At 47.8% G+C, this 23,879-nt stretch carries 18 protein-coding genes and 3 pseudogenes; 20 read left to right on the forward strand and 1 reads right to left on the reverse strand.

Annotated features, from left to right (window positions below; all coding sequences use genetic code 11):
* Positions 1-13 precede the first annotated feature (13 nt).
* The 6 genes from T456_RS0110705 to pckA all read left to right on the forward strand — a co-directional run bounded on the left by T456_RS0110705 (position 14) and on the right by pckA (position 6,777).
* Complete coding sequence (locus T456_RS0110705) at positions 14-1,060, forward strand: DNA polymerase III subunit (RefSeq protein ID WP_024866152.1); 1,047 nt, start codon at positions 14-16, stop codon at positions 1,058-1,060.
* Complete coding sequence (locus tag T456_RS0110710; RefSeq protein ID WP_024866153.1) at positions 1,057-1,998, forward strand: PSP1 domain-containing protein; 942 nt, start codon at positions 1,057-1,059, stop codon at positions 1,996-1,998. Before T456_RS0110705 ends, T456_RS0110710 begins: the two co-directional genes overlap by 4 nt.
* Entirely contained in the window at positions 1,985-2,725 is a 741-nt protein-coding gene (locus tag T456_RS0110715; protein ID WP_035801803.1) for a tRNA1(Val) (adenine(37)-N6)-methyltransferase, read from the forward strand. The genes T456_RS0110710 and T456_RS0110715 overlap by 14 nt, the downstream gene beginning before the upstream one ends.
* 64 nt (positions 2,726-2,789) lie before the next feature.
* Positions 2,790-3,653 (forward strand): 16S rRNA (cytidine(1402)-2'-O)-methyltransferase, encoded by an 864-nt coding sequence (rsmI, locus tag T456_RS0110720; RefSeq protein ID WP_024866155.1) that lies wholly within the window; start codon positions 2,790-2,792, stop codon positions 3,651-3,653.
* 2 nt (positions 3,654-3,655) lie between these two features.
* On the forward strand, positions 3,656-4,993 hold the full coding sequence (locus T456_RS0110725) for a glycoside hydrolase family 27 protein (protein WP_024866156.1): 1,338 nt from the start codon (positions 3,656-3,658) through the stop codon (positions 4,991-4,993).
* Positions 4,994-5,163: 170 nt separating this feature from the next.
* Entirely contained in the window at positions 5,164-6,777 is a 1,614-nt protein-coding gene (gene pckA, locus T456_RS0110730; RefSeq protein ID WP_024866157.1) for a phosphoenolpyruvate carboxykinase (ATP), read from the forward strand.
* A 134-nt stretch (positions 6,778-6,911) separates the two neighbouring features.
* Here pckA and T456_RS0110735 read toward each other — a convergent pair whose 3' ends face one another.
* Positions 6,912-8,522: a CTP synthase gene (locus T456_RS0110735; protein ID WP_024866158.1), complete on the reverse strand. Its 1,611-nt coding sequence runs from the start codon at positions 8,520-8,522 to the stop codon at positions 6,912-6,914.
* Positions 8,523-8,720: 198 nt separating this feature from the next.
* On the opposite strand from T456_RS0110735, the gene ftsH reads away from it, so the two are divergent.
* The 14 genes and pseudogenes from ftsH to T456_RS22460 all read left to right on the forward strand — a co-directional run bounded on the left by ftsH (position 8,721) and on the right by T456_RS22460 (position 23,750).
* On the forward strand, positions 8,721-10,949 hold the full coding sequence (gene ftsH, locus T456_RS0110740) for an ATP-dependent zinc metalloprotease FtsH (RefSeq protein WP_024866159.1): 2,229 nt from the start codon (positions 8,721-8,723) through the stop codon (positions 10,947-10,949).
* 240 nt (positions 10,950-11,189) lie between these two features.
* On the forward strand, positions 11,190-11,387 hold the full coding sequence (locus T456_RS0110745; protein WP_024866160.1) for a hypothetical protein: 198 nt from the start codon (positions 11,190-11,192) through the stop codon (positions 11,385-11,387).
* Between the two features lies 1 nt (position 11,388).
* The gene (locus T456_RS0110750; protein WP_024866161.1) at positions 11,389-11,847 is read left to right on the forward strand and encodes a hypothetical protein; all 459 of its coding nucleotides are present in this window, start codon (positions 11,389-11,391) and stop codon (positions 11,845-11,847) included.
* Positions 11,848-12,219: 372 nt separating this feature from the next.
* Positions 12,220-13,623 carry a PTS mannitol transporter subunit IICB gene (locus tag T456_RS0110755; RefSeq protein WP_024866162.1) on the forward strand — a complete coding sequence of 468 codons (1,404 nt, stop codon included), beginning with the start codon at positions 12,220-12,222 and terminating at the stop codon, positions 13,621-13,623.
* Between the two features lie 12 nt (positions 13,624-13,635).
* Positions 13,636-15,672: a BglG family transcription antiterminator gene (locus T456_RS19790; RefSeq protein ID WP_035801805.1), complete on the forward strand. Its 2,037-nt coding sequence runs from the start codon at positions 13,636-13,638 to the stop codon at positions 15,670-15,672.
* Positions 15,673-15,684: 12 nt separating this feature from the next.
* Positions 15,685-16,104, forward strand: coding sequence for a PTS sugar transporter subunit IIA (locus tag T456_RS19795; protein ID WP_035801808.1), 420 nt, complete (start codon positions 15,685-15,687; stop codon positions 16,102-16,104).
* A 26-nt stretch (positions 16,105-16,130) separates the two neighbouring features.
* On the forward strand, positions 16,131-17,393 hold the full coding sequence (locus tag T456_RS0110765) for a zinc-binding dehydrogenase (RefSeq protein WP_024866163.1): 1,263 nt from the start codon (positions 16,131-16,133) through the stop codon (positions 17,391-17,393).
* A complete protein-coding gene (locus T456_RS0110770) occupies positions 17,390-17,647 on the forward strand; it encodes an HPr family phosphocarrier protein (RefSeq protein WP_024866164.1) in 258 nt (85 codons plus the stop codon). The genes T456_RS0110765 and T456_RS0110770 overlap by 4 nt, the downstream gene beginning before the upstream one ends.
* A 110-nt stretch (positions 17,648-17,757) precedes the next feature.
* Positions 17,758-19,629, forward strand: a complete 1,872-nt coding sequence (uvrC, locus tag T456_RS0110775; protein WP_024864357.1) for an excinuclease ABC subunit UvrC — start codon at positions 17,758-17,760, stop codon at positions 19,627-19,629.
* Positions 19,630-19,696: 67 nt separating this feature from the next.
* A pseudogene (gene hprK, locus T456_RS24075) lies at positions 19,697-20,646 on the forward strand (HPr(Ser) kinase/phosphatase).
* A 186-nt stretch (positions 20,647-20,832) separates the two neighbouring features.
* Positions 20,833-21,771, forward strand: a pseudogene (locus tag T456_RS24080) (ROK family glucokinase).
* 15 nt (positions 21,772-21,786) lie between these two features.
* A pseudogene (murB, locus tag T456_RS24330) lies at positions 21,787-22,696 on the forward strand (UDP-N-acetylmuramate dehydrogenase); the annotation flags it as partial.
* A 76-nt stretch (positions 22,697-22,772) separates the two neighbouring features.
* Positions 22,773-23,594 (forward strand): RNase adapter RapZ, encoded by an 822-nt coding sequence (locus tag T456_RS19815; protein WP_081749065.1) that lies wholly within the window; start codon positions 22,773-22,775, stop codon positions 23,592-23,594.
* 3 nt (positions 23,595-23,597) lie between these two features.
* A complete protein-coding gene (locus T456_RS22460) occupies positions 23,598-23,750 on the forward strand; it encodes a hypothetical protein (RefSeq protein ID WP_155838069.1) in 153 nt (50 codons plus the stop codon).
* Positions 23,751-23,879: the final 129 nt, after the last annotated feature.

Here is a 23,879-nt window from a genome sequence, read left to right on the forward strand (position 1 = left end):
GGGGAGCTTAGTAATGGCGGATTTTTCCGATATCATAGATCAGGAACAGATGAAGGAGCATATGCAGCACGGGCTTGAGTCCGGCAAGATTTCCCATGCCTACATCATTTCCGGAGAGAAGGATTCGGGAAAAGAGTTTATCGCCGGAATTTTTGCAAAGGCTCTTTTGTGCGAGAACAGAGAGGATCGTAACGGCTATCACGAGGCCTGTAACAAGTGCCCGTCCTGTATCAAGGCCATGTCTGGAAGTCACCCGGATCTTATAACTCTGGTTCCTGAGAAGCCCACCAGTATCGGTGTGGATGATATCAGGGTGAAGATCAGGGACGACGTCATGATAAAGCCCTACGAGAGCAGATATAAGATTTACATCATCCCCGAGGGGGAAAAGATGACTCCGGCTGCGCAGAACGCACTCTTAAAAACTCTCGAGGAGCCGCCTTCATATATAGTCATCATCATTCTGACCAGCAATATCAATGCTTTTTTACCCACTATCATCAGCAGATGTATCGTGCTTCCCATGAAGCCGGCACTTGATGACTCCATCAGGAAATTCCTTATGGAGCAGCAAGGCGTTGTGGATTACAAAGCCAGTCTTTGTGCTGCTTTTGCCAGGGGAAATGTCGGCAAAGCGCTGAATCTTGCTTCCAATGAGAGATTTGAGAATTTAAGGACAGGTACCGTGGAGTTTATGGCTAAGGTGAAAAACCTTAGCATTGCAGAGGCCATGGAGAGACTCCATACCCTGCTGGCGGCGCCGGAAGGCGAGGAAAAAGCTGCCAAGAAGGGCATAGATATGGGACAATATGAGGATTTCATGGATGTTCTCATCTTCCTCTTCAGGGATTTCCTAGTATTTAAGGCCACCGGGGATGATAGTCACTTGATTTTCTCTGATAAGGTATCGTATATTAGAAGTGCTACCGAAACCTGCACTTATGAGGGTGTCGGCAGCATGTTGAAGGATTTGGAGATCGCAAGAAACCGTGTGAGCTCCAATGTTAATATAGATTTAGCCCTGGAGCTGATGCTCCTTGGCATTAAGGAGAATTTATGACAAAAGTAATCGGCGTCAGATTCAGATCTGCCGGCAAGATATATTTCTTTTCACCGGGAAAATATACCATCAAAAAAGGTGACCACGTTATCGTTGAGACAGCAAGAGGCGTGGAGTACGGAACCGTAGTCAGCGACCCCAAGGATGTTGAGGATGACCAGGTGGTGAAGCCCTTAAAGACAGTTTTAAGGACCGCCAGCACCAAGGACGAGGAGCAGGAGGCTTCCAACAGGGAAAAAGAGAAAGAGGCTTTCAAGGTATGTCTTGAGAAGATCAGGAAGCACAACCTTGAGATGAAGCTCATTGATGCGGAGTACACTTTCGACAACAACAAGATCCTGTTCTACTTTACCGCAGACGGAAGGATCGATTTCAGAGAACTGGTAAAAGACCTGGCGGCTGTATTCAAGACCAGGATTGAACTTAGACAGATCGGTGTAAGGGACGAGACCAAGATAATAGGCGGCTATGGTATTTGCGGAAGACCGCTTTGCTGCCATTCTTATCTTTCGGACTTTGTGCCTGTTTCCATAAAGATGGCCAAGGAGCAGAGTCTTTCCCTTAACCCCACAAAGATTTCCGGAGTATGCGGAAGACTTATGTGCTGTCTTAAGAATGAAGAGGACGTTTACGAGGAGCTCAACCGCAAGATGCCCGGTGTCGGGGATTTCTGCGTTGCCAAGGACGGACTTTCAGGCGAGGTTTCTTCAGTAAATATCCTGAGACAGACAGTGAAGATCCTTGTGGATGTTGACGATGAGAAAGAGGTTCACGAGTACAAGCTCGAGGAACTTGAATCAATAAAGAAGAAACAGAAGAAGAGAAATAACAATAACGGCGGCAAGAAGAATTCTCAGGAAGATTCAGACATAAAAGAGCTGGAGAAGCTTGAGAAGATTGAGAAACAGGAAGGAAAATCAAAGCTTGGGGACAATTGAACTTAAGCCCGGAGAGCGTCTTGATGATCTTCAGAGAAACGGATTTCAGATAATCCAGGACCCGGAGAGATTCTGTTTCGGTATGGATGCGGTTCTTTTGTCAGGATTTGCTAAGGCCAAAGAGGGAGACAGGGTACTGGACCTTGGAACAGGTACAGGTATCATTCCCATTCTCATGGCAGGCAAGACGAAGGCGAAAGAGCTTATAGGTCTTGAGATCCAGGAAGAGAGCGCAGAAATGGCTTCGCGAAGCGTTGCGCTTAATGATCTTCAGGAGAGAGTTAAAATTGTACAAGGTGATATCAGGGAGGCAGGGCAGATTTTTGACGCTGCCTCTTTTGACGTGGTTACAAGCAACCCGCCCTATATGATAGGCGGCCATGGGTTAAAGAACCCCGATGCCCCCAAGGCTATCGCAAGACACGAGATTTTGTGCGACCTTGAGGATGTCATCAGCGCTGCGGCAAGGTGCCTTAAATCAGGAGGCAAATTCTACATGGTCCACAGGCCCTTCAGGCTGGCGGAGATCATGGTGATGATGCATGAGTATCACTTAGAGCCCAAGAGGATGCAGCTGGTGTACCCTTACGCTGACAAGGAACCAAACATGGTGCTGATCGAGGGGGCCAGAGGCGGAAGGTCGAGACTTACCGTGGAGAAACCGCTTATAATATATGAGAGCGAGGGAAAATATACTCCTGAGATCTACGATATTTACGGGTATTGAGTAAGGCTGCGGCCCGGCCCGCAGGGATGTTTCAAAAGACCCACGCACCGAAAGGTAAGACAATATGGCAGGAAAACTGTATTTGTGCGCAACTCCCATTGGCAATCTGGATGATATGACCTTCAGGGTTCTTGAGACCTTGAAGGAAGTTGACCTTATCGCCGCGGAGGATACCAGAAACAGCATAAAGCTGTTAAATCATTTCGATATTCATACTGAGATGACCAGCTATCACGAGTATAATAAATATGATAAGGCAAGATGGCTCATCGAGAAGATGCTTTCGGGGACCAATGTGGCCCTGATAACCGATGCGGGAACGCCGGCCATATCCGATCCCGGAGAGGTGCTGGTGGCAGAGTGCCACAAGGCAGGCATCACCGTGACTTCTCTTCCCGGGCCTGCGGCCTGTATCACGGCACTGACGCTGTCGGGACTTCCCACCAGAAGGTTCTGCTTTGAGGGATTCCTTCCCTCCGCTACTGAGGACAAGAGGGGAAGAAGGCAGATACTGGAAGACCTTAAGGATGAGAGCAGGACAATGATAGTCTATGAAGCTCCCCATCACTTAAGGGCTGCGCTGGATGACCTGTACGAGATTCTGGGAGACAGGCGGATATCCATCTGCCGGGAACTTACCAAGAAATTTGAGGAAGTTACGCCTACTACCCTGAAGGACGCTATTTCTTTTTACAAGGATAATGACCCCCGGGGCGAGTACGTGCTTGTCATTGAGGGAAAGAGCCTTCAGGAGCAGGAAGAGGAGAAAAAGGCTTCCTGGCAGGAGATGAGCATTCAGGATCACATGAAATTCTACGAGGATCAGGGCGTGCCCCATAAGGACGCCATGAAAAAGGTGGCAGCAGACAGAGGTGTGGGGAAAAGAGATATCTACCAGGCGCTGCTGGACACAGAAAAGAGGGATTGATCATGGAAGAGAAACAAGTTTTGGCAAAGAGACCGCCCATGGGCTGGAACAGCTGGGACTGTTACGGTCCGGCTGTCAATGAGGAGCAGCTTCTCGGAAATGCAAAATATATGGCAAAGCACCTCAAGGCTTTTGGCTGGGAGTACGTTGTGTGCGACATCCAGTGGTACGAACCCACGGCTTCTTCCCATGAGTACCACAAGTTTGCTCCATTGGAGATGGACGAGTACTCAAGGCTTATGCCTGCTGTAAACAGATTCCCGTCAGCCAAGGGAGGCAAAGGATTTGGCCCCATTGCGGACAAGATACACGAGATGGGCCTTAAGTTCGGCATCCATATCATGAGGGGAATACCAAGGCAGGCGGTTCACAACAATACTGCCATCCTTGGGACAGATGCAACAGCAAGGGAAATCGCACATCCTTCATCGGTGTGCAAATGGAACACGGATATGTACGGCGTTGACCCAAAGGCCAAGGGCGCACAGGAATACTACAACTCGATCTTCCAGCTCTACGCCAAGTGGGGAGTGGACTTTGTAAAGGTCGATGATATAGCAAGAACGGATTATACCCCGGAGGCTCCCGGAGCCGCGGTAAAAGAGCTGGAGCTTATCCGCAGGGCAATTGATAACTGCGGAAGGAGCATGGTCCTTAGTCTTTCACCGGGACCAACAAAGCTTGATGAGAAAAATTATCTTTCAGAGAACGCCAACATGTGGCGCATGACAGATGACTTCTGGGATGACTGGAAGCTTCTCTACAACATGTTCGAGACCGCCCATAAATGGGAGGGCGTAGGCACCAAGGGACACTGGCCCGACTGCGACATGCTGCCTCTTGGAAGGCTTTGCATGTGTAATGATGAGGACGGGGAAAAAGGCCACTACACCCGCTTTACAAGGGATGAGCAGAAGATCCTGATGACTCTGTGGTGCATCTTCAGATCCCCTTTGATGTTCGGCGGGGATCTTAGAGAAAATGATGAGTTTACGATGTCTCTTTTGACCAATGAAAGACTTCTTGGGATGCACAAAAAGGGCCGCAAGCCCAAGGAGATCTACAGGAAGAAGGACCTTGTGATCTGGCGCAGTAAGACCAAGGACGGAAAGATATATCTGGCCATCTTCAATATCGGGGAAAAGAGCCAGAGCCACAAGATAAAGTTTAAGGATCTGGGCCTTACGGGAACCGAGGCAAAGGCCGTTGATATCTGGAGCGGAATGAGCGGCATCGTTAAGGACAAAGAGAGCGTTGATATGGAGCCTCACACGGTGGAATGCTATGAGATCGAGGCGCCGGAAGAACCCGAAGAAGATATATGGCAGGATTTACAGTAATTTTATAGATTTTTGTGCCCAAATTATTGTGAAACCTTTGACTTTGTAGTATAAAATAAAGTGATAGTCGAAATTTGCGGCTTCATTTCCACGTGTATCTGCGAATTATCTGGATATTTAAAATATCAGATCTTTCGTACAAAAAAATAAAGAGAAGAGAGGTTATCTAAATGGCAAACATCGATTTAACCAAGTATGGTATCACAGGTACAACCGAGATCGTTCACAACCCTGCATACGACGCACTGTATGAGGAAGAGATGAAGAAGGATCTTACCGGATATGAGAAGGGTCAGGACACAGAGCTCGGCGCTGTTAACGTTATGACCGGTATCTACACAGGACGTTCACCTAAAGATAAGTACATCGTTATGGACGAGAACTCCAAGGACACTGTATGGTGGACAACAGACGAGTACAAGAACGACAACCATCCCATGACAGAGGAAACATGGGCAAAGGTTAAAGAGATCGCTAAGAACGAGCTTTCAAACAAGAGACTGTTCGTTGTTGATGCTTTCTGCGGCGCCAACAAGGACACACGTATGGCAGTTCGTTTCATCGTAGAGGTTGCTTGGCAGGCTCACTTCATTAAGAACATGTTCATTCAGCCTACAGAGGAAGAGCTCGCAAACTTCGAGCCTGATTTTGTAGTTTACAACGCATCACTTGCTAAGGTTGATGATTATAAGGCACTTGGTCTTAACTCAGAGACCTGCGTAGCATTCAACATCACAAGCCGTGAGCAGGTTATCATCAACACATGGTACGGCGGAGAGATGAAGAAGGGTATGTTCTCAATGATGAACTATTACCTTCCTCTTAAGGGCATCGCTTCCATGCACTGCTCAGCTAACACAGATATGAACGGTGAGAACACCGCAATCTTCTTTGGTCTTTCAGGAACAGGTAAGACCACACTTTCAACAGATCCTAAGAGACTCCTCATCGGTGATGACGAGCACGGCTGGGACGACAACGGAGTATTCAACTTCGAGGGCGGCTGCTATGCTAAGGTTATCGGCCTTGATAAGGATTCTGAGCCCGATATCTACAACGCTATCAAGAGAGATGCTCTTCTTGAGAACGTAACTGTAGCAGAAGACGGCAAGATCGACTTTGATGATAAGAGCGTTACAGAGAATACTCGTGTATCTTATCCTATCAACCACATCAAGAACATCGTTCTTAACGTACATCCTACATCTTCAGGCCCTGCTGCTAAGAACGTTATCTTCCTTTCAGCTGATGCATTCGGAGTACTTCCTCCTGTATCAATCCTGACACCTGAGCAGACACAGTACTACTTCCTTTCAGGCTTCACAGCTAAGCTTGCAGGAACAGAGAGAGGCATCACAGAGCCTACACCTACATTCTCAGCTTGCTTCGGTCAGGCATTCCTTGAGCTTCATCCTACAAAGTACGGTGAGGAGCTTGTAAAGAAGATGCAGAAGTCCGGCGCTAAGGCTTACCTGGTTAACACAGGTTGGAACGGCACAGGAAAGAGAATCTCCATCAAGGATACACGTGGTATCATCGATGCTATCCTTAACGGCGATGTAAACAAGGCTGAGACCAAGAAGATTCCGATCTTCGACTTCGAAGTTCCTACATCACTTCCCGGAGTTGATCCTGCAATCCTTGATCCTCGTGACACTTATGCTGATGCTTCTGAGTGGGAAACAAAGGCTAAGGATCTTGCAGAGAGATTCATCAAGAACTTCGCTAAGTATGAAGGCAATGATGCCGGTAAGGCACTTGTTGCTGCAGGTCCCAAGCTTTAATCTTTAAAACTTAGGTATCTGACAATTAAGTAAATAATTAAGGCGCTGTGTCAGTGATGACGCAGCGCCTTTTGTATTGGCCTTATGTATCAGGTAGTATGTCTAATGCCTGATATTTTTATTTGTAACAGAGATTATCTGTTTAATTCGTGCTCCAGTGAAGCCTTAACAAATCCGGAGAAAAGAGGATGAGGTCTGTTGGGCCTTGACTTAAGCTCCGGATGAGCCTGTGTAGCCATGTGGAAGGAGTTTGAAGGAAGCTCGATCATCTCAACGATCCTTCCGTCAGGAGACATTCCGCAGAGCTTCATGCCGTTCTGAACAAGCACGTTTCTGTAGTCATTGTTGACCTCGTATCTGTGACGATGACGCTCGGTGATATTCTCTGAACCGAAGAGCTCGAAGGCCTTTGAATCCTTGTCCAGTACGCAGGGGTATGATCCGAGACGAAGGGTTCCGCCGATATCCTCCACACCGTTCTGATCGGGTAAAAGAGCTATCATCGGGTGCTGAGTGTTGGGATCAAATTCAATTGAATGGGCATCGGTGTAGCCCACAACGTTTCTTGCAAATTCAACAATGGCCAGCTGCATTCCAAGGCACAGTCCAAGGTAAGGCAGATTGTTCTCTCTGGCGTACTTGATGGCGGTGATCATTCCCTCGATACCTCTGTCGCCGAAGCCACCGGGAACCAGAAGTCCGTCTACATCTGAGAGGAACTCGGCCACATTGTCTTCCGTAACTTCCTCGGAATCGATCCACTTGATATCAACGGCAGTCTGATTGGAGATTCCGCCGTGCTTTAAAGCTTCAACTACGCTGATGTATGCGTCGTGGAGCTGTGTGTACTTACCTACAAGAGCAACTCTGACTGTGTGCTTCATGGAGTAGAGGGTGTCTACCATTGCCTTCCAGTCTGTAAGGTCGGGCTCGGGACACTCAAGCTCAAGACACTCACAGGCAACCTGAGCCAGATGCTCTTTTTCCATTGCAAGAGGAGCTTCATATAAATACTCAAGATCCAGGTTGTTGAGAACGTGACTTGCGGGAACATTACAGAAAAGAGCTATCTTGTCCTTGGTCTCCTGATCAAGCTCCAGCTCGCTTCGGCATACGATAACGTCGGGCTGAAGTCCCATTCCCTGCATGGTCTTAACCGCTGACTGAGTAGGCTTGGTCTTGATCTCCTGTGAGCAGCGAAGGTAAGGAATCAGGGAAACAAGAATGAGCATTGCATTCTCATGTCCAACCTCGTGCTGGAACTGTCTTATTGCTTCAAGGAAAGGCTGGCTCTCGATATCTCCCACGGTGCCGCCCACCTCGATGATGGCGATCCTGGTCTCATCATCGGTAAAGTTGCGGTAGAACTTGCTCTTTATCTCGTTGGTAATATGGGGGATAACCTGAACCGTGCGTCCGCCGTAGTCACCGCGGCGCTCCTTCTGAAGCACGGACCAGTAGATCTTACCTGTTGTAACGTTGGAGTTCTTGTCAAGATTCTCATCGATGAATCTCTCGTAGTGTCCAAGATCAAGATCGGTCTCGGTTCCGTCCTCGGTTACGAATACCTCTCCGTGCTGGACAGGGTTCATTGTTCCCGGATCGATATTGATGTAGGGGTCAAACTTCTGCATGGTTACCTTATAACCACGGGCTTTAAGAAGTCTGCCCAGAGATGCAGCGGTTATTCCCTTTCCAAGACCGGATACAACACCACCAGTCACAAAGATGTACTTTACAGCCATTTTTCTTTTTCCTCCATATTATAATTTATAGTTTTTTAAGATTTAGCGGGGTTTTATCATTGCAATAATGAATTGTACACGATATAATTTCTATCTATAGTGCTGAGATGTTACAATTGAAACTGATATGTGATAAAATTAATTGCCCACACCATACGCTATTATAGCATGAACGGGCATTAGGAAGTAGGAAAATATATGGATAATAATCAAAATCAGAGAAATAATAATCCCATGGGCGGGAATAACGGTGGTTCCCCCAGGAAGCAGAACATAATCCTTCTCTTGGTGGCGGCTCTTGTTACCATGATATGCATGACATATTTCCTCAGAGCTTTTTCCGAGAACACCAACAGAGAGATTACCTACACCGAATTTATCACCATGGTGGACAACGGAGAGATCGAGAGAGTTGTCATCGAGGACGACCGCATCGACATCTATCCCAAGGAGACCAAGGAAGAGGATCAGCTGGGGGTTGGCTACTACTATTTTGCCGGCGCCACCACAGTGACCTATTACACAGGAAAGGCTGAGGAGGACAGCGTTCTCACCCAGAGGATGTTAGAGCACGGAGTTGAGGTGAGCAGCGAGGTTCCCGACAGTTCGGGAGCGATCCTTTCCTTTATAATGTATTACATTGCACCTATCCTTCTTATGTGGCTTCTTTTGTCCCTGATCTTCAGAAGAATGGGACGAGGCGGCGGACCCTTGAGCGTTGGCAAGAGCAATGCCAAGGTTTACGTTCAGAAGGAGACCGGAGTTACCTTCAAGGACGTAGCAGGTGAGGATGAGGCAAAAGAGTCTCTGGTGGAAGTTGTAGACTTCCTTCACAATCCCAGTAAGTACGCCAAGATCGGAGCTAAGCTCCCCAAGGGTGCACTTCTTGTGGGACCTCCCGGAACAGGTAAGACGCTTCTTGCCAAGGCCGTTGCAGGTGAGGCTCACGTTCCTTTCTATTCACTGGCAGGTTCAGACTTCATTGAGCTGTATGTTGGTGTAGGTGCCAGCCGTGTGAGAGATCTTTTCAGCGAAGCAAGTAAGAATGCGCCCTGTATTATTTTCATAGATGAGATAGATGCCATCGGACGAAGCCGTGACAGCAAGTACGGCGGAGGCAACGAGGAGAGAGAGCAGACACTTAACCAGCTCCTTTCCGAGATGGATGGATTCGATTCATCCAAGGGTGTACTTATCCTTGGAGCTACCAACAGACCTGAGATCCTGGATAAGGCGCTTCTTCGTCCCGGACGTTTTGACAGACGTATCATCGTGGACAAGCCCGATCTTAAGGGAAGAGAGGAGATCCTCAAGGTTCATTCCAAGGACGTTAAGATGGATGAGACCGTTGATCTTAAGGGAATTGCCCTTGCAACCAGCGGTGCTGTCGGATCAGACCTTGCCAACATGATCAACGAGGCTGCCATCAATGCGGTTAAGGCTCACAGAGAGTATGTATGCCAGCAGGATCTTATGGAAGCCGTTGAGCAGGTTCTTGTAGGTAAAGAGAAGAAGGACAGGATCCTCAGCAAAGAGGAGAGGAAGATCGTTTCCTACCACGAGGTTGGACACGCACTTATCAGCGCTGTTCAGAAGAACACAGAGCCCGTACAGAAGATCACTATTGTTCCCAGAACCATGGGAGCTCTCGGATATGTTATGCAGGTGCCTGAGGATGAGAAATATCTTCAGACCAAGGATGAGCTTATTGACGACATCATCGTTTCTCTTGGCGGAAGAGCGGCTGAAGAAGTTATCTTCAACACCGTTACAACAGGAGCCGAGAACGATATCGAGAAGGCTACAAACATGGCCCGCAGCATGATAACCATGTTCGGTATGAGCGACAAGTTCGGTCTCATGCAGCTGGAGTCAGTACAGAACAGATACCTTGACGGAAACAGAGTCCTCAACTGCAGTGATCAGACAGCTGCCGAGGTTGACGAAGAAGTCAAGAAGCTCCTTGCGGAGTGTTATGACAAGGCTAAGCAGATAATCAGGGATCACCTTGATGCAATGGACAAGATTGCCCAGTTCCTTATTGAGAAAGAGACCATCACCGGTAAGGAATTCATGAAGATCTACCGTGAGGTTGAGAATATTCCCGAGCCTACAGAAGAGGAGCAGGAGGCTGCCAAGAAGGGCAGAATCTACGCAACAAGAGCGGAGTCAGCGCTCGTTGGTGAGAATGTTCCCATCAAGTCCAAGGAAGAGCCTAAAGTGGAACCCGAGGACAACAATAATGACGGGCTGGCGTTCCGGGAAGCGATTAAGGAGAGCAGCAACCAGTATGAAGCTCCGGAAGAGGAGAAGGCACAGGACCCTCAGACAGAGGATGTGGAGGCAGGTACTTCACCCGATCCTTCACAAATCCAGACAGGAAGCGTGTTTTCCCATGTTCCCGAGGATTTTGACAAAAAAGATTAAAAAGTATTTTATGCAGGCTGTTACCAAAAAAGCGGTAACAGCCTGCTTTTTTGTTACTTGCGAAACTATATTTCGATAAGAAGTAGTATGGTTAAAAATTTGTTGCGTAATTAACAATCATCAAATATAATCTAAATGTTGTTCATAAAAATTTAATAAATTATTTACCACAAGGGGAAATGAGGGGCTCCGCGCGGTAGGTAAGCAAGTACTCAATGTTAGTTGGGAGTAGTAGTCATTGTGAAGCCAGCTAATGTTAAGTCTCGTATGCTCAAGAGACTTATCCCGGTACTTCTTGTCCCTGTGGTTCTTAGCAGCAATTTTGCCGCTATCAGCGTATCTGCGGACGAAGAGACCGTAATCGAAGCAATTTCACAAAACGAAACAATTGAAAATGAGACAAATCACTGTCAAATCTACAGTAAAAATGGAGGATAATATGTTTCAGTTTAAACGTATATTGGAGCTTGTAGTATTTACCTGGCTCTTTGTTTGGTTTGTTTATAAGCTCATAGCAAGAAAGCCGCTTATGCCCTTGTCTTCAGTAAAACCCAGCTTCAGAGATTGGTATGAGCCTCGTCTTAAGGTGGTGGATACTATCCTAAAGCTGATCGTAGGGCCGGTTATAGCAATTTGCGCATGGACTTATGTCCTTCCATTTACATTGGACATTCCGGATATGATAACCGGAAACTATCAGTACGTTGAAGGAACTGTTCTATCAAAGCAATATGACTCACGATATGCAAACAGACTCATTAAAGTAGAAGATGAAGACACCGGAGAAACTGTTACCATATCCTGTGATTACAACAAGGCGAATAAGGGTGATTATATAAAGATCAAGTATCTTAAGCACACAAAAGAAGGCGTGGTTGTAGAACACAAAAAGAAGTAATTATGCAACAATGGTACTTAGCCGCCTTCGTGGTGGAAAAAGATATTACAAATACAGCACAATAAATATATTGCAGAAATAGTCGGCCTTGAGCTCCTTGCTCACTGCCGGCTTTTCTTTTTATGGCTCTTTCGCGTGCCAAAGAGAACCGTCCCCCATTGGCGCTGTGAGAACCGTCCCCATTGGCTCCCATTGGCTCTTAAGGACTTGTCACTTTACCCATGTGACAAAGTTAAATATGTATGAATTGATTAATAAACTGTACACCAATAAAATAAACTTAAATCAATTGAATGCATTCGGATTATCTGTAACCTTCTTGCGGCAGACGTGCCAAAAGAAAACGTTTATTAAGTTGGAAGGGGTATCCAAATGAAAGAAAAGATTCAAAGTTTTGGACGATTCCTAAGTGGAATGGTCATGCCGAATATCGGCGCATTTATAGCATGGGGGCTTTTGACAGCATTGTTCATCGATACCGGCTGGCTCCCTAACGCACAGCTTAGTTCAATAGTCGGACCGATGCTCACATATGTTCTTCCGATTCTCATCGCTTACCAGGGTGGTAAGATGGTTGGCGGACCCAGAGGAGCAGTTATGGGTGCCATCATGACAATCGGTGTTATCTGCGGAACAGAGTACACAATGTTCATGGGAGCAATGATCGCAGGACCTCTTGCAGGCTGGGTCATCAAGAAATTTGACAAGGCAGTTGAGGGTAAGATCCCTTCAGGATTCGAGATGCTTGTAAACAACTTCTCAGTTGGTATCCTTGGTCTTCTCCTTGCAATCCTTGGCTACTATGTAATCGGACCCTTCATGGGCGGCGTACTTGCTTTCCTTAACGCCGGAGTTGCAGTACTTGTTAACAACAACATTCTGCCTCTCGTTTCAGTATTCGTTGAGCCTGCTAAGGTTCTTTTCCTTAATAACGCTATCAACCACGGTATCTTCACTCCTCTTGGAGCAGAGCAGGTTGCTTCAGCCGGCAAGTCAATCTTCTACATGATCGAGACAAACCCCGGCGCAGGTACAGGTGTGCTTCTTGCATACTGGCTGTTCTCTAAGGATAAGGTTACAAAGGATTCCGCACCCGGAGCACTTATCGTTCATCTCCTTGGCGGTATCCACGAGATCTACTTCCCTTATGTACTTATGAACCCCCTGCTTCTTCTTGCAACAATCGGCGGAAGCGTAGCAGCTATGATCTTCAACACACTGTTCAAGCTTGGCCTTGCCGGTCCTCCTTCACCCGGATCAATCATCGCCTATGTTGGAATGGCACCTAAGGGATCAACCTTCATGGTTCTTCTCTCAGCAGTAGTTGCAGCAGCTGTATCCTTCGTTATTGCAGCTCCTATCGTTAGACTTTCTAACGGCAAGCAGTCTCTTGCAGACTCCACCGAGAAGATGAAAGAGATGAAGGCTGAGGCTAAGGGCGTTGCTGTAAGCGAAGTTAAGACAGCAGCAGACAACCTTACAGCAGTAGCTGCAGAAGATGTTAAGAAGATCGTTTTCGCTTGCGACGCAGGAATGGGATCTTCAGCAATGGGAGCTACAGTTCTCAGAAAGAAACTTACAGATGTTGGCAGAACTGATATCGAAGTACAGCATGCGTCTGTATCAGAGATACCTGCAGATGCTCAGATAGTTGTAACACACCAGGAGCTTTCAGCAAGAGCCAGAAAGAGTGCACCTAACGCAAGACTGATCACCATCAGCAACTTCATGGCTGCACCTGAGTATGATTCTCTTGCACAGGAGCTGAAGCTTTAATACGGAGTTTTTATGGAACTTACACCACGCATAAGACAGATCATATTGTATTTGCTTGGCGCAGAGCAGCCGGCCACGGATCAGGAAGTGGCTGATGCTCTGGGTGTAAGTAAGCGCACCATTTTAAGGGAAGCGGACTACATCGCTTCCATCCTGAAACAGTATGATCTTACCCTGGTTCGGAAAAAGGGAGAGGGCAGCCAGATTGAAGGGGATGCCGACAACAAGGCCCGCCTCATGAGTGCTGTCAAAGCCCGCAAGGATGAGATCGTATCAGATAAGGAGAAGAGAAGGAATCTTCTGAAGCTGGAGCTTCTAAGAAACAGGGAGCCCCAAAAGCTCTTTTACTACAGTGACATGTTCGGCGTAAGTGAAGCTACCATCAGTACCGATCTTGAAGCCATAAACGATTGGGTACAGGAGTGTCACCTTAGTATCATAAGAAAGCCCGGCTTCGGAATTGCTCTCTCCGGCAGCGAAAAGAGCTATCGAACAGCCATGCAGCGCTTTGTTACCGAGAACATGAACAATCGCGGGGACAGCGAGCTGGCAGACAATATTTACACCCTCATGAACGAGGCCATCCTCTCTGAGGTGGAAACAGTTCTCGAGGAAGTGGAGGAACCGTATCTGCGTCTTTTGACCAATGATGCCTACATGGGCCTGCTGGTACATCTGGCGGTGGCCGTGGAGAGGATAAGGCAGGGCGAGCTGGTATCTGAGGAAACCTATGATGCCAGATTCGACAATGGCTATGACATTGCCAGAAAGATCGCGGATGCTCTGGAAAAAGAGTTCTCCATCACGATTCCGGAATCGGAAGTAAACAATATTTTACTGCACATCAAAGGTGCAAAACTTAACTACACAAACGAGGCCATCGGCAGCAGCGGCATCAGGACTGACGAGCTGATGGGAATTATAGATGCGATGATAGATGTGCTGGATGCAGATCTGGCAAGGGAGCTCCGATATGAGGAGGACTTTATCAGAGGACTGATGGTACACCTGGAGCCGGCTCTTTATCGCATGAAAAATGACATGACCATAAGTAACCCTCTTCTTGCAGAGATCAGACAGGAGTACCCGGAGGTCTTTGCGGATTGCGAGAGGGCAGCGGAGGTCATTACTGAAAAGACGGGACTTGTTCCCAACGATGCGGAGATCGGATATCTGGCCATGCACTTCGGAGCGGCCAGGGAGAAGATCCTCAGCAGGAAAAAGAAAAAGCGCACCGTTAACATCGGCGTTATATGTGCCAGCGGATTCGGAGTGGCACAGCTGATGATGGCAAAGCTTCGCAGTCAGTTTGCTGACTGGGATATAGTGCTTAAGGCTTACGGCAGTGATGAGATCACCGAGCACGTAATGTCCAGAACGGATTTCTTTATCTCAAGCATTGAAGTGGACGAACTGGGTGTTGACTACTGTATGGTCAATCCTCTTATTACCCAGAGAGACGTTCTGCAGATAAGCGTTAAGATCGATGAATACGCATCGATGCCGGTAAGGCAGGAAAACAATGATTTTACCAGGCAACTGGACGAGATAAACGACATCATTAACAGAATCAAGGGAGTCATTAGAAGGTATCATCATCTTACCGTTTCTAATGAGATGAATCTTGAGGCGCTGATCAAGTATATAGCTGCTGATATTACGGATACATCCAAGGCGGCAGCGGTGCTTGCAGCAGATATCCTGGCAAGGGAGCAGGTAATGACACAGGTATTCCCTGAGATAGGGATAGCTCTTTTCCACTGCAGAAGCAAGGCAGTTAAGGAGTGTCAGATCATTACCGCAGGGCCTGATAAGGGGCAGCTATTTGAGGACCCCAGATTAAAAGACATCAGGGCTGCGCTCTGCATGGCGATGCCAATAGATGAGCACAGGCAGCAGAACACGGACATGCTGGGAAGGATATCGGGAGCCATAGTCGAGGACGAGGCTTTCCTTGAAACCCTGAAGACCGGCGATGAAGAAGCCATTCAGGAAAAACTGCAGCGGATAATGAAGAGTTATTTCAGTGAGAGAATTAATGGTCTATAACAGGAGGCACCTATGATACTGGAAACCAAAAATATCTTTTTAAACCAGAAACCCGGTAACAAGGAAGACGTCATCAGAAAGATCGGTGGTATATTTTCTTCCCAGGGATTTACAAATGAGTACTATACTCAGGCAATGCTGGACAAAGAGAAGGTGTTTAATACATATATTGGCAACGAGTTGGCTATACCTCATGGAATTGAGGAAGCCAAGAAACATATTTTGAAGACAGGACTGGTTCTTATGACATTTCCCGAGGGCCAGGACTGGGGGGCTGCAGAGAAAGTCAAAGTGGTGATCGGAATTGCCGCGGTAGGAGATGAACATCTCGATGTACTGGGCAAGATCGCCATGACTTTTTCGGACAAGGCAGGAGTTGAGAAACTGCTGACAATGACTGAAGACGAGATCAGCGCATCTTTTGAAGGATGAGCTAAACCATTTGGAGGTGAATTATTATGAAGACACGAGCTGTCAGAATGTACGGAGAAATGGACCTTAGACTTGAGGAGTTTGAGCTCCCCGAGATCAAGGACGATGAAATACTTGTAAAGGTGATCAGTGACAGTATCTGCATGTCAACTTACAAGCTGGCCAAGCAGGGCAAGAACCACAAGAGAGCACCCAAGGATATCGACGTTAATCCTATTATTACAGGACATGAGTGCTCAGGCGTTATCGTAGAAGTGGGCGAGAAGTGGAAAGACAAATATAAGGTTGGTGACAAGTGGGCACTTCAGCCCGCCCTCAACTATCAGGGCAAGCTTGATTCACCCGGATATTCCTATCGTTTCTGCGGCGGAGATGCTACCTACTGCATCATGCCTCATGAGGTAATGGAACTGGATGCGCTTCTTCCTTACAACGGAGAGAGCTTCTATCAGGCATCCCTTGGTGAGCCCATGAGCTGCATCATCGGCGGATATCATGCAAATTACCACACCAACAAGCAGAACTACAATCATGCAATGGGAACCAAGGAGGGTGGAAACATCCTTATCATGGGCGGCTGCGGACCTATGGGTCTTGGCGCCGTAAGCTATGGACTTCGTTTCGAGAACAAGCCCAGGAGAATTGTTGTAACAGATCTTGATGACGCAAAGCTTAAGAGAGCTGCCAGCGTTATCAGCCCTGAGTTTGCAAAAGAGAAGGGTGTTGAGCTCATCTACTTCAATTCATCAGGAGCTGATGCAGAAGAGAAGCTTATGGAGATCACAGAGGGACACGGCTACGACGACGTATTCGTATATGTTCCCGTAAGAAGCGTTGCCGAGATGGGCGACAGGCTCCTTGCTTTTGACGGCTGCATGAACTTCTTTGCAGGTCCCACAGACAATCAGTTCAAGTCTGAGATCAACCTGTACAATGCACATTACACAAGCACACATATTCTGGGAACCACCGGCGGCAACAACGACGACCTTCTTGAGGCCCTTGAGCTTGCTGCAAAGGGAGAGATCAACCCTTCCGTAATGGTTACACATATCGGCGGCCTGGACAGCGTTGCTGAGACAACCTGCAATCTTCCCGGAATACCCGGCGGCAAGAAGCTCTGCTATACACAGATCAACATGCCTCTTACTGCAATAGATGACTTTGAGAAACTGGGAGAGACAAATCCTCTGTTTGCGAAGCTTGCAGTTTCCTGCAAGAATCACGCAGGTCTGTGGAATCCCGAGGCTGAGAAGATTCTTTTCGAGCACTTTAATGTTGAGATATGAAGATCATCGAATATGTTATAACTGACCCCGAGGGCGTACATGCATTGCCCGCAGGCGGTCTTATAAAACTGGCAAATGCTTTCAACTGCTCCATTACAGCCAAGGGCAACGGCCAAAGTACGGATGCCAAGCATCTCTTTGGCCTGATGAGTCTGGGTATCAAAAATGGCCAGACTCTGACCCTTATCTGCGATGGCGCGGATGAAATAGAGGCTGCAAAAGCATTGGAGAGATATCTTAAGGATAATCTCTGATGACGCCAATGTAGCCGACCCTTAGTATCCTTTTTTCCTCTTTGTTGAACCACTGATTTCGGGCTTACATTCCTCTTTTAAACTCCCGAAGTTAGTGGTTTAATATTTATATGTCAAACTTCGATATCAAGGAAGAACTGAAAAAACTCCCCAAGAATCCCGGGGTCTACATAATGCGCGATGCCAACGACACCATTATGTATGTGGGCAAAACCATCAACCTGCACAACCGTGTAAGGTCTTATTTTCGTTCCAACATAGGGCGCGGACCTCAGATAGACATGATGGTCAAGCAGATCGCCCGTTTTGAATATATAGTTACGGACTCGGAGCTGGAGGCGCTGGTTCTTGAGAACAACCTCATCAAGGAGCACTGTCCCCGCTACAACACCATGCTCAAGGATGACAAGACCTATCCCTACATAAAGGTCACCGTATCCGAGGCGTTTCCCCGTATACTCTTTTCCCGTCTTATGAAAAAAGACAAGTCCAGGTACTTCGGCCCTTTCACCAGCGCAGCCGCAGTCAAGGACACCATTGAACTTATAAATAAACTCTACGGCCTTCGGACCTGCAACCGCTCTTTGCCAAAAGAGATAGGTGCTGAGCGCCAATGTCTTAACTACCACATGAAGCAGTGCTGCGGCCCCTGTACAGGCAACGTTTCACAGGAGGAGTACAGAGCAAGGATTGATAAGGCGCTGGAGTTTCTCGGGGGCAATTATTCTCCTATTATAAAAGACCTGGAGCAGAAGATGGAGGCGGCATCCGAGGAGCTGGACTTTGAGAATGCTGCCAAGTACAGGGATCTTCTTGCCAGTGTTAAGGTGGTTGCCCAGAAACAGAAGATGACGGATTCCTCCATGGAGGATAAAGATATAGTGGCCATCGCCGCGGATGACAAGGATGCGGTGGTCCAGGTGTTCTTTGTCAGGGACGGAAGGCTTATCGGCAGGGAACACTTCTACATGACACATGTGTCGGAGAATCCCAAGGCGGAGATCCTCATGAACTTCGTCAAACAGTTCTATGCGGGAACACCTTTTATCCCAAGGGAACTGATGCTGCCTGAGGTCATTGATGATATGGAGATCATCGAGAAGTGGCTGACCCAGCGCAAGGGAAGCCGCGTGTATATCACCGTTCCCGAGAGGGGCCAGAAGGAGAAGCTCATGGAGCTTGCGGCCCAGAACGCCGAGCTGGTGCTCTCCAAGGACAAGGAGCGCATCAAGCGCGAAGAGGGCAGGACAATCGGTGCCGTCAAGGAGATTGAAAACCTGCTTGGTATCAAGGGCCTTGAGAGGATGGAGGCCTACGATATCTCCAATATCAGCGGTTTTGCCAACGTGGGATCCATGGTGGTCTACGAGAAGGGCAAGCCCAAGAAGAGTGATTACAGAAAGTTCAGGATAAAGACTGTGTCCGGACCGGACGATTACGCCTGCATGCATGAGGTGCTCACAAGGCGCCTTCTTCACGGCATAGAGGAGAAGCATGAGCTTCAGGTCAGGGACATTGATGCAAGATTTGGAAGTTTTACCAGGTTCCCGGATCTTATCCTTATGGATGGCGGACGTGGACAGGTCAATATATGTCTTAAGGTTCTTGAAGAGCTTGGGATCAATATTCCTGTCTGTGGAATGGTCAAGGACGACAACCACAGGACAAGAGGTCTTTACTTTAATAATGTAGAACTTCCCATCGACACCAGGTCCGAGGGCTTTAAGCTCATAACAAGGATCCAGGACGAGGCCCACAGATTTGCCATTGAGTATCACAGATCCTTAAGGAGCAAGGCCCAGGTAAAGAGCTCTCTGGATGACATTCCGGGCATCGGCCCCGCAAGGCGCAAGGCTCTTATGAAGAATTTCAGGTCCATAGAGGAGATAAGGCAGGCTTCAGTGGAGGAGCTCTCCAAAGTGCCTGAAATCCCCGAAAATATAGCACAGCAGATATACGACTTCTTCCGTCAGGATAATTGAAGAACCCGTATTTCTATGATATTATGTGGTTTGATGTTGGAACCAAATAACACCAAGGAGGCTCAGCATGTCGAGTGTAAGTTTAAAAACTATCATTGAAAAAATGAAGCTTGAAAATCTTACTCCTGAGATAGATGTCAAGAAGATCAGGATAACCCAGCCGGATATCAACAGACCGGCCCTTCAGCTGGCAGGATACTTCGAGCACTTTGAAGCGTCCAGGCTTCAGGTTATCGGATTCGTAGAATATACCTATATGGAATCTTTCCCCCAGGACAAAAAGGAAGATATGTACAGGGAGTTCCTTTCCTTTGATATACCCGGCGTGGTATTCTGCAGGGAACTTGCTCCGGATCCTACTTTTATAAAAATAGCTGTCGAGGAGAAGGTCCCCGTATTTATAACCAAGAAATCAACTTCCGCTTTCATGGCGGAGATCATCAGATGGCTCAACGTTAAGCTTGCTCCCTGCATTTCCATCCACGGAGTGCTGGTGGATGTCTACGGCGTAGGCGTTCTCATCACCGGTGAGAGCGGAATCGGTAAAGTCGGAGACAGCCATCGAGCTTATCAAGAGAGGACACCGTCTTGTGTCCGATGACGTGGTAGAGATAAGACGTGTCAGCGACGAGACGCTGATCGGATCTGCTCCCGATATCACCAAGCATTTCATCGAGATGCGCGGTGTTGGTAATCATCGATGTTAAGACCCTTTATGGTGTATCAAGCGTTAAGGAAACACAGAATATTGACCTGGTCATCAAGCTTGAGGACTGGGACAAGGACAAGGAATACGACAGACTCGGTCTTGAGGAGGAGTACACAGAGTACCTTGGCAACAAGGTGGTCTGCCACAGGATCCCTATAAGACCCGGAAGAAACCTGGCTGTTATCTGTGAGTCGGCAGCAGTTAACCACAGACAGAAGGCCATGGGCTACAATGCAGCTCAGGAGCTGTATAACCGTGTACAGAACTCACTGGCAAGAAGACGCAGTGAAGATGATGATGATGAGTGATAAAGCAGACCAAAGTCAATGAGTCCTGTGCTTGCACAAAGGACTCATTGACCTTGGATGCGAACATACATGAGGAAGTAGCACGACAGTGCGGATTCCGAATGTATGTAGGATTGCGAGAGCGAAGCGGAGCAATCCGTTATCACGGAGTATACAGATTACATACATATTGAAGGAGAATATACCATGGCACGTTACGTATTTGGCGCAGACGTTGGAGGAACAACAGTTAAGATCGGCCTTCTTACAGAGACCGGCGAGAAGGTGGATTTCTGGGAGATCCCCACAAGAACAGAGAATCACGGAGAGAATATCATTCCTGATATCGCGGACTCCATCAGAGCCCAAGATGAAGGAAAAGAATATAGAAGACACCCAGGGTTGTAGGTGCAGGTATCGGTGTTCCCGGTGCCGTAAACGCTGACGGTGTTTGCCATCAGGCAGTTAACCTTGGCTGGGAGAAGGTAAATGTTGTAAACGAACTTCACTCCAAATTGAAGCTCCCTGTTAAGGCAGGAAACGATGCCAACGTAGCAGCCCTCGGTGAAGCCTGGAAGGGCGGCGGACAGGGTTATCCCAATATGCTCCTGGTTACCCTGGGAACAGGTGTAGGCGGCGGAATCATCGTTGAGGGCAAGATCCTCAACGGCGCAAAGGGATCAGGCGGAGAGATCGGACACCTTCACCTTGTTGACGATGAGCCCGAGACGTGCGGCTGTGGCAACCACGGATGCTTTGAGATGTATGCTTCCGCTACAGGTGCAGTAAGGATTGCAAAGAGAGTTCTTGCAAAGACTGATGAGGACAGCGTACTTCGCGGCAAGGATTTCGAGTGCAGAGACATCTTTGATGCAGCCAAGGCAGGAGATAAAGTGGCAAAAGAGATTGCTGATCAGTACGGATACTATCTTGGAAAGGGAATCGCAGCAGTTGCTTCTGTTGTAAACCCTGAGATCATCGTTCTTGGCGGCGGAGTTTTCAAAGGCAGGAGATATGCTCTTTGATCTTCTTATGCCCAGCTTTAAGGAATTTGTATTCCCTGGCTGTGCTGATGCTAAGTTCGCACTTGCAAAGCTTGGAAATGATGCCGGCGTATACGGAGCAGCCAAACTGGTTTGCGGTTGATGAGGTCTACAGTACTTGAATAAAGAGATCATTGAACATCTGGGACAGATTGTCTCAGAAGAAAACATATTATTAAACGAACCCATGAGCAGGCACACCACCTTCAGGACCGGTGGGCCTGCCGCCTTATTTGTAAAACCGGGAGATTTGGATCAGCTGCAGGGCATCATGAAGCTCGTGCGGAATCTGGAACTCCCTTATTTCGTTGTGGGAAACGGAAGCAATCTTCTGGTGTCCGATAAGGGCTTTGATGGAATAGTCGTCTCCTTAGAGCGCTTTTGCGAATTAAGACTTGAGGGAGAGAGCAGTATTTATGCTGAAAGCGGAGTACTGAATTCAGCCATTGCCTCTTTTGCCAGAGATAACAGTCTTACCGGCTTCGAGTTTGCAGCCGGGATACCGGGAACCATTGGCGGCGCAATGATCATGAAACGCCGGGCCTATGACGGAGAGATGAAGCTCATTACCAGAGAGGTTACTGTCCTTTGATCCCAAGGGCGAAGTTATGACCATCAGCAACGAAAACATGGAATTTGGCTACAGGACCAGTGCCATCAAGGGAAGGGGACATATCGTTCTGTCTGTTATCCTTGACCTTGCAAAGGGAGACTCCGAAGCCATTTCTGAGAGGATGAAGGAGCTGGCTTTAAAGCGCAAGGAGAAACAGCCTCTGGAATATCCAAGTGCCGGCTCAACCTTTAAGAGACCCCAGGGCAATTTTGCGGGCAAGCTCATAGAGGAAGCGGGGCTTAGGGGCTTTAGCGTTGGAGATGCCTGCGTTTCCGAGAAACACTGCGGCTTCGTGGTAAAACAAGGGAAATGCCACTTCTGCACAGGTCTACGAGCTTATAGGTAAGTCCGGGAGAGGGTTTTTGAGAATTCCGGAATCATGTTAGAGCCTGAAGTTATCATGGTTGGTGATTTTTCAAGAAGGAGCATCACTATGAGATTTGTTATAGTAACGGGGATGAGCGGCGGCGGTAAAGGCCACAGCCATTCATATGCTTGAGGATGCGGGATTTTTACTGCGTTGGATAATCTTCCCGTGTCCCCTTATAGAGAAGTTCACGGAGCTTATTAACCATGCCCGACAGCGGTATAACCAAGGTTGTCTTGGTATTGATGCCAGAGCGGGGCAGAGCTTTGAGGGTGTTGCCGGAATCATTGATTCCATGAAGGAGAGGGGTATCCCCGTGGAGATCCTGTTTATGGATGCCAGCGACGCCGTACTTATAAAGAGATACAAGGAGACCAGAAGGATACATCCCATGAATGCCGCCGGAGACAGGCTCGAAGACGGCATTGCCAAGGAGAGGGAGGTTCTTGCCGAGGTTAAGAAGAAGGCGACTATTTATCGATTCCTCCAACCTTCTTACCAGGGAGCTCAAGGGTGGAGTTGGACAGGATCTTCGTCCACAATGAAGAGTTACAACTCGCTGATGGTGAACATCCTTTCCCTTGGTTTAAGTACGGTATTCCCCTCTGATGCGGACCTGGTGTTTGATGTCAGGTTCCTGCCAAACCCCTATTATATAGAGGATCTCAAGCCATCAGACCGGCAACGACAAGCCGGTGCAGGGACTACGTCAAAAGTTTTCCTGAGTGCGGAGAATTTGTGGACAAGCTGGAAGGATCTTTTTGAAATTCCTGATCCCCGCTACATCAAGGAAAGGCAAATACCAGCGGGGGTGGCCATAGGCCCTGTACCGGTGGTCCAGCACCGAAGCGTCACCATAGCTAATGAGATATATGAGAAGCTTAAAGGGTCTGATGGTAAGTTCGGACTTAAGCTCTCTCACAGAGATGTTAAAGAGGCACGTTGAGAGATGTCTTTTTCTACAGAGGTAAAAGAGGAACTGGCAAAACGCATAGGTACGTCCCGCCACTGTCAGCTGGCAGAGCTTGCTGCCATAGTGACAATGGCCGGCTATGTGGGACCCGACGAAAGCGGCAATACTGCGCTGTTTCTGCAAACCTGACGACCCTGCTGTACTTAGAAAGTTCTTTACATTATTAAAAAAAGCATTTAATATAGTTACTAGCATTTTGGAGGAAAACGGCGAGGTCCGCTATAATGGGCGCATTTACAGGCCGGTGCTCCTTGATGC

Source organism: Butyrivibrio sp. FCS014 (assembly GCF_000526935.1).
In the GTDB taxonomy this organism is placed as follows: Bacteria; Bacillota; Clostridia; order Lachnospirales; family Lachnospiraceae; genus Butyrivibrio.

Bases quoted from the DNA above. Each gene is read 5' to 3' on its own strand.
- T456_RS0110710 (WP_024866153.1), top strand. From the start codon at position 1,057: ATGACAAAAGTAATCGGCGTCAGATTCAGATCTGCCGGCAAGATATAT.
- T456_RS0110750 (WP_024866161.1), top strand. From the start codon at position 11,389: ATGTTTCAGTTTAAACGTATATTGGAGCTTGTAGTATTTACCTGGCTC.
- T456_RS0110765 (WP_024866163.1), top strand. From the start codon at position 16,131: ATGAAGACACGAGCTGTCAGAATGTACGGAGAAATGGACCTTAGACTT.
- T456_RS0110705 (WP_024866152.1), top strand. From the start codon at position 14: ATGGCGGATTTTTCCGATATCATAGATCAGGAACAGATGAAGGAGCAT.
- T456_RS0110725 (WP_024866156.1), top strand. From the start codon at position 3,656: ATGGAAGAGAAACAAGTTTTGGCAAAGAGACCGCCCATGGGCTGGAAC.
- T456_RS0110755 (WP_024866162.1), top strand. From the start codon at position 12,220: ATGAAAGAAAAGATTCAAAGTTTTGGACGATTCCTAAGTGGAATGGTC.
- T456_RS0110735 (WP_024866158.1), bottom strand. From the start codon at position 8,522: ATGGCTGTAAAGTACATCTTTGTGACTGGTGGTGTTGTATCCGGTCTT.
- rsmI (WP_024866155.1), top strand. From the start codon at position 2,790: ATGGCAGGAAAACTGTATTTGTGCGCAACTCCCATTGGCAATCTGGAT.
- T456_RS19815 (WP_081749065.1), top strand. From the start codon at position 22,773: ATGCTTGAGGATGCGGGATTTTTACTGCGTTGGATAATCTTCCCGTGT.
- T456_RS19795 (WP_035801808.1), top strand. From the start codon at position 15,685: ATGATACTGGAAACCAAAAATATCTTTTTAAACCAGAAACCCGGTAAC.
- pckA (WP_024866157.1), top strand. From the start codon at position 5,164: ATGGCAAACATCGATTTAACCAAGTATGGTATCACAGGTACAACCGAG.
- T456_RS19790 (WP_035801805.1), top strand. From the start codon at position 13,636: ATGGAACTTACACCACGCATAAGACAGATCATATTGTATTTGCTTGGC.
- uvrC (WP_024864357.1), top strand. From the start codon at position 17,758: ATGTCAAACTTCGATATCAAGGAAGAACTGAAAAAACTCCCCAAGAAT.
- T456_RS0110770 (WP_024866164.1), top strand. From the start codon at position 17,390: ATGAAGATCATCGAATATGTTATAACTGACCCCGAGGGCGTACATGCA.
- T456_RS22460 (WP_155838069.1), top strand. From the start codon at position 23,598: ATGTCTTTTTCTACAGAGGTAAAAGAGGAACTGGCAAAACGCATAGGT.
- ftsH (WP_024866159.1), top strand. From the start codon at position 8,721: ATGGATAATAATCAAAATCAGAGAAATAATAATCCCATGGGCGGGAAT.